This is a genomic window from Rhodococcus sp. YH1 (assembly GCF_009939605.1).
Taxonomy (GTDB): Bacteria; Actinomycetota; Actinomycetes; order Mycobacteriales; family Mycobacteriaceae; genus Rhodococcus; species Rhodococcus aetherivorans.
Window position 1 is genome coordinate 1 of sequence record NZ_WVTE01000098.1, and the last position, 8,518, is coordinate 8,518.

The following is an 8,518-nucleotide window of genomic DNA, read 5'->3' on the forward strand; positions in this document are numbered from 1 at the left end:
AGTTACGGCGGCCATAGCGGAGGGGAAACGCCCGGTCCCATTCCGAACCCGGAAGCTAAGCCCTCCAGCGCCGATGGTACTGCACCCGACAGGGTGTGGGAGAGTAGGACACCGCCGAACACCCGTTTACGAGAGGGGACCCACCAGTTGGGTCCCCTCTCGTGGTTTTTCTGGTTTTTCATGAAAGGATTTTTCTGTGTCCGACAACGATGGTGAGCGTCGATCCTTCCGGAGTGGAGGGTCCACTCCCAGGTCGGGACGCGGAGACAGCGGCGAGCGCCGCCAGGGTGGCGACCGGGGCCCGGCCCGCGGCGAGGATCGCCGGCAGGGAGTCGCCGGCCGACCGGATCGTCGCGGCGAGGACCGCACTTTCCGCGGGGAACGGCGAAGCGAGCCGGCGAAGGGCTCCGCGGACGACTCCCGCGGGAGTAGCCGCTCGGAGCGACCCCACAGCGATCGCCCGTCGGGGGACCGGCGAGATCGGCCCTACGGTGAGCGGCGCGACGACCGTTCCCGCGACGACCGTTCCCGCAGCGAGCGCCCGCATCGAGGCACAAACGACGACCGTCGGGACGATCGGCGCACCGGTGACCGGCGCGACGATCGGGGCCGTGACGATCGGCGCACGGGCACGTCCCGTGCTGGCCACGGACCCGAACGGCGAGACGGGGGCGCTCCGCGTCGCCGTGGCGGCGAGGGTGGATTCGGCCCGAGCCGTGGCCGCGAGGGTGCTCCGGCTCCGCGTCGCGAAGCCCGGCCGGACGAGCCGGACCTGCCCGAGGACGTCGAAGCGTCGGACCTCGATCCGACGATCCGCCGGGACCTGCTGAGTCTCGACAAGTCGAACGCCAACGCAGTGGCCCGGCACCTGGTCATGGCCGGCCGCCTGATCGACGACGATCCCCGTCTGGCGCTGGCGCACGCTCGTGCTGCGCGGCAGCGCGCCGGCCGTATCGCCGTGGTTCGTGAGGCAGCGGGCATCACGGCCTACCACGCCGGCGAATGGGCGGAGGCGCTGTCCGAGTTGCGGGCCGCCCGACGAATGGCCGGGGGACCGGGATTGCTGGCGGTCATGGCGGACTGCGAGCGCGGTCTCGGCCGGCCGGAGCGCGCGATCGAGCTGGGCCGCAGCGACGAGGCTCGGGCGCTGACCGGCGACGAGGCCACCGAGCTGCGCATCGTCGTGGCGGGCGCCCGGATGGATCTGGGACAGTTCGACCAGGCGGTGGTCACCCTGCAGACCCCGGACCTGGATGCCTCGCGCACCGGCCCGTCCGCCGCGCGCCTGTTCTATGCGTACGCGGATGCACTCGTGGCCGCGGGACGTACCGAGGACGGATTGAAGTGGTTCCTCAACGCCGCCGCGGCGGATCTCGAGGGGGACACCGACGCCGAGGAACGCGTCGCCGAGCTCACCGGAGAGGATCAGTGACCGGTACATCCGGCGGCGCGTCGTTGCGGGCGCTCTACGACGTACTCCTGCTCGATCTGGACGGCACCGTCTACCGCGGCGCCGAGGCGGTGCCCGGGGCCCGCGAGGCATTGTCGGAGGGTGCCGAGCGGCTGTTCTATGTCACCAACAACGCGAGCCGTCGCCCGGCGGAGGTCGCCAAACACCTGCGCGAACTCGGTTTCGCGGCCGACGAGTCGAACGTGGTCACCAGTTCCCAGTCCGCGGCCCGGCTGTTGGCCGAGCGGGTCCCGGTCGGCGCCCCGGTGCTGGTTGTGGGTACCGAGGCCCTCGTCGACGAGGTCGCCGCGGTCGGTCTGACTCCGGTGCGTTCCGCGGACGCCGAGCCTGTGGCGGTCGTGCAGGGACACTCCCCGGAGACCGGGTGGGCGATCCTCGCCGAGGCGACGCTCGCACTGCGCTCCGGCGCCCTGTGGGTGGCGACGAACGTCGATTCGACGTTGCCCACCGAGCGGGGCCTGGTGCTCGGGAACGGTTCCATGGTCGCGGCCCTGAGGTCGGCGACGGGCTGTGAGCCGCTGGTGGCGGGCAAACCGGCCGCGCCGCTGCTCGAGGACGCCGTCGTGCGCAGCGGCGCCTCGCGTCCGCTCGTGGTCGGCGACCGGCTCGACACCGACATCGCCGGTGCGAACGCCGTGGGCGCCGATTCGTTGCTGGTGCTGACCGGCGTCAGCACGGTCGCGGACCTGCTCCGGGCGCCGCAGGATCAGCGCCCCACCTATGTGGCCGACTCGCTCGCCGGTCTCGACGCCGAGGCGGCCGCGCTGCGGGTGGGACCGCGCGAGCCGGGAGCGGTGTCGTTCGACGGACGGGATGTGCACCTGGCTCCGGAGTTCGCGGCGGACCCGATGGCCGCGCTGCGGGCCGTGCTCGACGTCGCCTGGGCCAACCCCGGTTTCGGTCGGGTCGTGGCGGCGGACGACCTGCTGGCACGGTGGGGAATATCCCGCTGAGTCGGGTCTGCGTGGTGTGCCGGTTCGTCACCGGCATGCACTAGCGTGGTCGACGATGAGCACGTCGATTCCACGCCCAGGCGACCACCTTCCACGCCCCCATCCGGGCGTGGATCCCGCGTCGATCCATATCGAGGTCGAGGGTCTGCTCACGCGCGCCCGCGACGTCACCGCCGACGGTGAGCCCGATCCGTCCGAGATCATCCCGCGGCAGGCGCAGCTGCTCGAACAGGCGCACGACCTGCTGGTCCAGGCGCTCGCGACCGTGGACAAGATCTGACGTGGCCCGGCGAGCGCGAGTCGACGCGGAGCTGGTGCGCCGGGGCCTCGCCCGGTCCCGCGAGCACGCCGGTGAACTGATCACGGCTGGGCGGGTCCTCGTCAACGGCACCGTCGCGACGAAACCCGCGACCCAGGTCGATCCGGGGGCGCCCCTGCTGGTCACGGAGGTCGCCGAGGAGGTGGCGTGGGCCTCGCGAGGGGCCCACAAGCTGCTCGGCGCCCTCGAGGCGTTCACCCCCCAGGGATTGCGGGTCACCGGACGGCGGTGCCTCGACGCCGGGGCTTCCACCGGCGGCTTCACGGACGTCCTGTTGCACGAGGGCGCCCGCGAGGTTGTCGCCGTCGACGTGGGCTACGGCCAGTTGGTGTGGCGGCTGCAGTCCGACGAGCGCGTCCACGTGATCGATCGAACAAACGTGCGTAACATCGGTGCGGACGCGATCGGAGGGCCGGTCGAGTTGGTGGTGGCGGATCTGTCGTTCATCTCGCTGAAGCTGGTGCTCCCGGCGTTCGTGCGGTGCGTGACTCCGGGCGCGGATCTGCTGCCGATGGTCAAACCGCAGTTCGAGGTCGGGAAGGAGCGGGTCGGCAGTGGCGGCGTCGTCCGGGATGCGGCTCTGCGCACCGAGGCGGTCCTCGGTGTCGCCCGGGAGGCCCAGGCTCTGGGGCTGCGTACGCTCGGGGCGGTGGCCAGTCCGCTGCCCGGCCCGTCCGGCAACGTCGAGTACTTCCTGTGGCTGCGCGCCGGGGAACCCGGCCCGGTCGAACTGGGCGCGGACGTGGTCGAACTCGTCGAACGAGCCGTGCAGGAAGGACCCCAGTGACCGCAGATAGTGCAGCGACCGGCCCGGAGCGGGCGACCCGCGAGGTCCTGCTCGTGTCCCACTCGGGGCGGGTCGAGATCGCCGCGACGGCGCAGCGCATGGCGAAGATCTTCGGCGAGGCCGGCATCGGGCTGCGGGTGCTCGACGACGAGGTCGCCAGCACCGGTCTGGGTCCGCTCGCCGGCCCGGACGGACGGGTCCGCATCGTCGAACCCGGACCGGACGCCGCCCGGGGCTGCGAGATGGTGATCGTGCTCGGCGGGGACGGCAGCTTCCTGCGCGCCGCCGAACTGGCCCAGCGCGCCGGGGTGCCCGTGCTCGGAATCAACCTGGGCCGCATCGGTTTCCTCGCCGAGGCCGAGGCCGAACATCTCGAGGAGGCGCTGGCGCAGGTGGTGCGCCGCGAGTACCGGGTCGAGGAGCGGATGACGCTGGACGTCGCGATCCGGGTCGACGACGTGATCGTCGACCGGGGGTGGGCGCTGAACGAGGCCAGCCTCGAGAACAAGTCCCGTCTGGGCGTGCTCGAGGTGGTGCTCGAGGTCGACGGCCGGCCGGTGTCGGCGTTCGGGTGCGACGGCGTGCTGATCGCCACCCCGACGGGATCGACCGCGTACGCGTTCTCCGCCGGCGGCCCGATCGTGTGGCCGGAACTCGAGGCGTTGCTGGTGATCCCCAGCAACGCGCACGCCCTGTTCGCCCGGCCCATGGTGACCAGCCCGGAGTCGTTGATCGCCGTGGAGACCCTCGCCGGCAGCCACGACGGGCTGGTGTTCTGCGACGGCCGCCGCACCCTGGACCTGCCCGCCGGAGGCCGACTCGAGGTGGTGCGCGGCAAGCACCCGGTGCGGTGGGTGCGGCTGGACTCGGCGCCGTTCGCCGACCGCATGGTGCGCAAGTTCGATCTTCCGGTGAAGGGCTGGCGGGGAAGGAGACTGTGAGGTGCTTGCCGAGATCCGGATCGACAATCTGGGGGTCATCTCCGAGGCCGGCGCCCAGTTCCACGGCGGGCTGACCGTCCTGACCGGCGAAACCGGAGCCGGCAAGACCATGGTCGTGACCAGCCTGCACCTGCTGTCGGGGGCGCGCGCCGACCCCACCCGCGTCCGTGTCGGCGCCTCCCGCGCCGTCGTGGAGGGTCGCTTCTGCATCGATGCCGACGCCGGGTCGAGCGCGGCGGGCGGGGTGCCCAGCCACGTCGAGCGGGAAGTGGCACGCCTGCTCGAGACGACCGGCGCCCAGCGCGACGACGACGGCAGCATCATCGCGGTCCGCACCGTCGGCAGCGACGGCCGCTCCCGCGCCCACCTCGGCGGGCGCAGCGTCCCGGTGGGGGTGCTGTCGGAGTTCACCGATCCGCTGCTGACCGTGCACGGCCAGAACGACCAGTTGCGGCTGCTGCGGCCCGACCAGCAGCGCGCCGCCCTCGACCGGTTCGCCGGCAAGGCGATCGCGCCGCTGCTGGCGGCGTACCAGGAGCACCGCCAGCGGTGGTTGACCGCGCGGGCCGAGCTGAGCGAACGCACCGAGCGGTCCCGGGAGCTCGCGCAGGAGGCGGACCGCCTGCGGTTCGCGCTCGACGAGATCGACGCCGTCGACCCCCAGCCGGGGGAGGACACCCGGATCGTGGCCGAGGTGCGCCGGCTCGGCGACCTCGATTCGTTGCGGGACTCCGCGCAGGGCGCGCAGGCCGCGCTCACCGGCGGGGACGGCGACGACGTGGCCGCGGCGGCTCTGGATCTGCTGGGGGAGTCGCGGGCGCGGCTCGAGGCGGCCGAGGACCCGGCCCTGCGCGAGCTCGGTCCCCGGCTCGACGAGGCCATCGCGGTGGTCACCGACGTCGCCGGCGAGCTGTCCGGATACCTGTCGGACCTGCCGTCGGACCCGGGGGCCCTCGAGACGCTGCTGAACCGCCAGGCGGAGCTGAAATCGCTCACCCGCAAGTACGCCGCGGACATCGACGGTGTGCTCGAGTGGGCTCGCGAGGCCCGCGACCGGCTGTCGAGGATCGACGTGTCCGCCGATGCGGTCGCCGACCTCGCCGCGCGCGCCGATCGCGAGGCGGCCGCCGCCGCCGAGGCCGCGACCGCCCTCTCCGCCGCCCGCAGGAAGGCCGCCGACAAGCTCGCGAAGGCGGTCAGCAAGGAGTTGTCCGGCCTGGCGATGGGCCGGGCGAGTCTGGACGTGCAGGTGCGGGACCGGGAGGCGGGGCCGCAGGACACCGCACCGCTGAAGGTCGGCGGGCGGGTGCTGCACGCCGGCACCTCGGGCGTCGACGACGTCGAGTTCCGGCTCGCCGCGCACAGCGGGGCCCGGTCCCTGCCCATCGCGCGCAGCGCCTCCGGCGGTGAGCTCTCCCGCGTCATGCTCGCGCTCGAGGTGGTGCTGGCCGGGTCCGAACGCGGCGCCACGATGGTGTTCGACGAGGTCGATGCGGGGGTGGGCGGTCGGGCTGCGGTCGAGATCGGCCGGCGCCTGGCCCGCCTGTCGCGCACCCATCAGGTCATCGTGGTCACCCACCTGCCGCAGGTCGCCGCGTTCGCCGACACCCACCTCGTCGTCGACAAGGTCGACGATGCCGGGGGCGTCGTCAGCAGCGGGGTGCGCGCGCTCACCGATACCGAGCGGGTCGCGGAGCTCGCCCGCATGCTCGCCGGCCTCGGCGACACCGAGACGGGCCGGGCCCACGCCGAGGAACTGCTCGCCACCGCGCACGCCGAACGACGAGGCTGATCCCGCCCGGCGCGCCTCCGTTGCCCGGCCCCGGCCCGGGTTCATCATCGATGCCATGAAGATGCCGGCGCTGCTGTCACGCAATAACGAAACGTTGCCCGGAGTGAGCGGCATTGCCCGGGTCGACAAGAACCAGGCCAGGCTCCTGCGCCGGGTCGGTCCCGGCGACATCGTCGTTCTCGACGCCGTCGACATGGACCGCGTCACCGCCGACGCGCTCGTCGAGGCCGGGGTCACCGCCGTGGTCAACGCCTCGACGTCGATCACCGGCCGCTACCCGAACCTCGGCCCGGAGGTGCTCGTCGCCAACGGCATCGCCCTGATCGACAACACCGGTCCCGAGGTGTTCAAGAAGGTCAAGGACGGCGCCAAGGTCCGCCTGCACGAGGGCGGTGTCTACTCCGGGGAACGGTTGCTGATCCAGGGCGAGGAGCAGACCGAAACCGAGATCTCCGACCGCATGATCGAGGCGAAGACCGGCCTGGTCGACCACCTCGAGGCGTTCTCGGGCAACACCATCGAGTTCATCCGTTCGGAGAGCCCGCTGCTCATCGACGGGGTCGGAGTGCCCGACGTCGACGTGGACCTGCGCGACCGGCACGTGGTGGTGGTCGCGGACGGGCCGGACCACGAGCAGGACCTGAAGAACCTCAAGCCGTTCATCAAGGAGTACTCGCCGATCCTCGTGGGCGTCGGCACCGGCGCCGACACCCTCGTCCGGGCCGGATACCGGCCGGATCTGATCGTCGGCGACCCGGACGGGATCGGCACCGAGACCCTCAAGTCCGGCGCCGAGGTGGTGCTGCCCGCCGATCACGACGGCCACGCCCCCGGTCTCGAACGCATCCAGGACCTGGGCATCGGCGCGATGACGTTCCCCGCCACCGGCGCCCCCGCCGACCTGGCGCTGCTGCTGGCCGACCATCACGGCGCCGCCCTCATCGTCACCGTCGGCAGCACCGTCTCGCTCGACGAGTTCTTCGACCAGGGCCGCCGTGACAGCAACCCGTCGGCGTTCATGACCCGGCTGAAGGTGGGGCCGAAACTGGTCGACGCCAAGGCCGTCGCCACCCTCTACCGCAGCCGCGTCTCCGGCGGGGTGATCGCCCTGCTGGTGTTCGCCGCGCTGATCGCCGTGATCGTCGCGTTGATCGTGTCCAACCTCGGCGGCGACGTCGTGGACTGGGCCGTGCAGAGCTGGGACAGTCTCGTGGTGTGGGTGCAGGGGCTGACCGCGTGATCTCGTTGCGTCACCACGCAATCTCGATCGCAGCGGTCTTCCTCGCCCTCGCCGTGGGCATCGTCCTCGGCTCCGGGCTGCTGTCGGACAGCGTCGTCGCCGGGCTCCGCGACGACCGGTCCGAACTGCAGGGCCGGCTACAGGACGCCGAGGACCGCACCAACGTGCTCACCGAGCAGCTCAACGCGGCCGACGGTTTCGACGCCGCGGTGTCCGGGCGTGTGGTGCGCGACGCGCTCGCCGGCCGCACGGTGCTCATGATCGCCACTCCCGACACCGACCCGGCGGACCTGGACGCGGTGATCCGCACGGTCGAGGCGGCGGGCGCCGCCGTGACCGGCCGGATCTCGCTGACCGAGCCCTTCGTCGACGCCGCCGGCGCCGACCAGCTGCGCACCACCGTCACCAACGTCGTCCCCGCCGGGGTGCAGTTGCAGACCGGCGCCGTGGATCAGGGCAGCCTGGCCGGGGACCTGCTCGGAGCCGTGCTGCTCGTCGAGCCGGCGAGCGGGCAGCCGCGCAGCACCCCCCAGGAACGTGACCTCGCGCTCTCCACGCTGCGGGGCGGCGGGTTCGTCGCGTACGACGACGGGACCGTCGAACCCGCCCAGACCGCCATCGTCGTCACCGGCGACGGGGGAGCCGGCGCCGAGGGCGGCGGCAACCGCGGTGCGCTGCTGGCCCGCTTCGCCGCCGCGTTCGACTCCCGCGGTGCCGGCACGGTCCTGGCCGGGCGGCCCGGCGCCGCCGTCGGCAACGGGGCCGTCGCGGTGGTGCGGGCCGACGCGGCGCTGTCGGCCGGTCTGTCCACCGTCGACACCGTCGACCGCGAATCCGGCCGCATCACCACGGTGCTGGCGCTGCAGGAACAGCTCGCCGGGGTGTCGGGCCGGTACGGAACCGGCCCCAACGCCGGCGCCGTCACCGTCGGAACCGCCGCCCGCTGACGGGCGCGGCGCGGCGAACGGTGTGATCCCCGTCCGATCCGGGCGAGTCGTGCACGCGGGACCCACGA

8 protein-coding genes and 1 rRNA gene are annotated in these 8,518 nt (G+C 72.7%); all 9 read left to right on the top strand.

Going from position 1 to position 8,518, the window contains the following annotated elements; translation table 11 throughout:
• Positions 1 to 3: 3 nt before the first annotated feature.
• The 9 genes from rrf to AIIKEEIJ_RS09555 all read left to right on the top strand — a co-directional run bounded on the left by rrf (position 4) and on the right by AIIKEEIJ_RS09555 (position 8,450).
• A 5S ribosomal RNA gene (rrf, locus tag AIIKEEIJ_RS09515) occupies positions 4 to 120 on the top strand.
• Positions 121 to 196: 76 nt separating this feature from the next.
• Complete coding sequence (locus AIIKEEIJ_RS33970; RefSeq protein WP_072635316.1) at positions 197 to 1,432, top strand: tetratricopeptide repeat protein; 1,236 nt, start codon at positions 197 to 199, stop codon at positions 1,430 to 1,432.
• Positions 1,429 to 2,424, top strand: a complete 996-nt coding sequence (locus AIIKEEIJ_RS09525) for an HAD-IIA family hydrolase (protein ID WP_161995524.1) — start codon at positions 1,429 to 1,431, stop codon at positions 2,422 to 2,424. The genes AIIKEEIJ_RS33970 and AIIKEEIJ_RS09525 overlap by 4 nt, the downstream gene beginning before the upstream one ends.
• A gap of 55 nt (positions 2,425 to 2,479) precedes the next feature.
• Positions 2,480 to 2,704, top strand: coding sequence for a hypothetical protein (locus AIIKEEIJ_RS09530; RefSeq protein WP_029543879.1), 225 nt, complete (start codon positions 2,480 to 2,482; stop codon positions 2,702 to 2,704).
• Position 2,705: 1 nt separating this feature from the next.
• The gene (locus AIIKEEIJ_RS09535; protein ID WP_006936719.1) at positions 2,706 to 3,530 is read left to right on the top strand and encodes a TlyA family RNA methyltransferase; all 825 of its coding nucleotides are present in this window, start codon (positions 2,706 to 2,708) and stop codon (positions 3,528 to 3,530) included.
• Positions 3,527 to 4,471 carry an NAD kinase gene (locus AIIKEEIJ_RS09540; protein ID WP_006936725.1) on the top strand — a complete coding sequence of 315 codons (945 nt, stop codon included), beginning with the start codon at positions 3,527 to 3,529 and terminating at the stop codon, positions 4,469 to 4,471. Before AIIKEEIJ_RS09535 ends, AIIKEEIJ_RS09540 begins: the two co-directional genes overlap by 4 nt.
• Before the next feature lies 1 nt (position 4,472).
• The gene (gene recN, locus AIIKEEIJ_RS09545; RefSeq protein WP_029543875.1) at positions 4,473 to 6,263 is read left to right on the top strand and encodes a DNA repair protein RecN; all 1,791 of its coding nucleotides are present in this window, start codon (positions 4,473 to 4,475) and stop codon (positions 6,261 to 6,263) included.
• Positions 6,264 to 6,318: 55 nt separating this feature from the next.
• Positions 6,319 to 7,503 carry a putative cytokinetic ring protein SteA gene (gene steA, locus AIIKEEIJ_RS09550; protein WP_006936729.1) on the top strand — a complete coding sequence of 395 codons (1,185 nt, stop codon included), beginning with the start codon at positions 6,319 to 6,321 and terminating at the stop codon, positions 7,501 to 7,503.
• The gene (locus AIIKEEIJ_RS09555; RefSeq protein WP_006936730.1) at positions 7,500 to 8,450 is read left to right on the top strand and encodes a copper transporter; all 951 of its coding nucleotides are present in this window, start codon (positions 7,500 to 7,502) and stop codon (positions 8,448 to 8,450) included. Before steA ends, AIIKEEIJ_RS09555 begins: the two co-directional genes overlap by 4 nt.
• Positions 8,451 to 8,518 lie beyond the last annotated feature (68 nt).

What these genes read in the sequence shown, in the direction of transcription:
- steA (WP_006936729.1), top strand. Translation starts at nt 6,319, where the DNA reads ATGAAGATGCCGGCGCTGCTGTCACGCAATAACGAAACGTTGCCCGGA.
- AIIKEEIJ_RS09530 (WP_029543879.1), top strand. Translation starts at nt 2,480, where the DNA reads ATGAGCACGTCGATTCCACGCCCAGGCGACCACCTTCCACGCCCCCAT.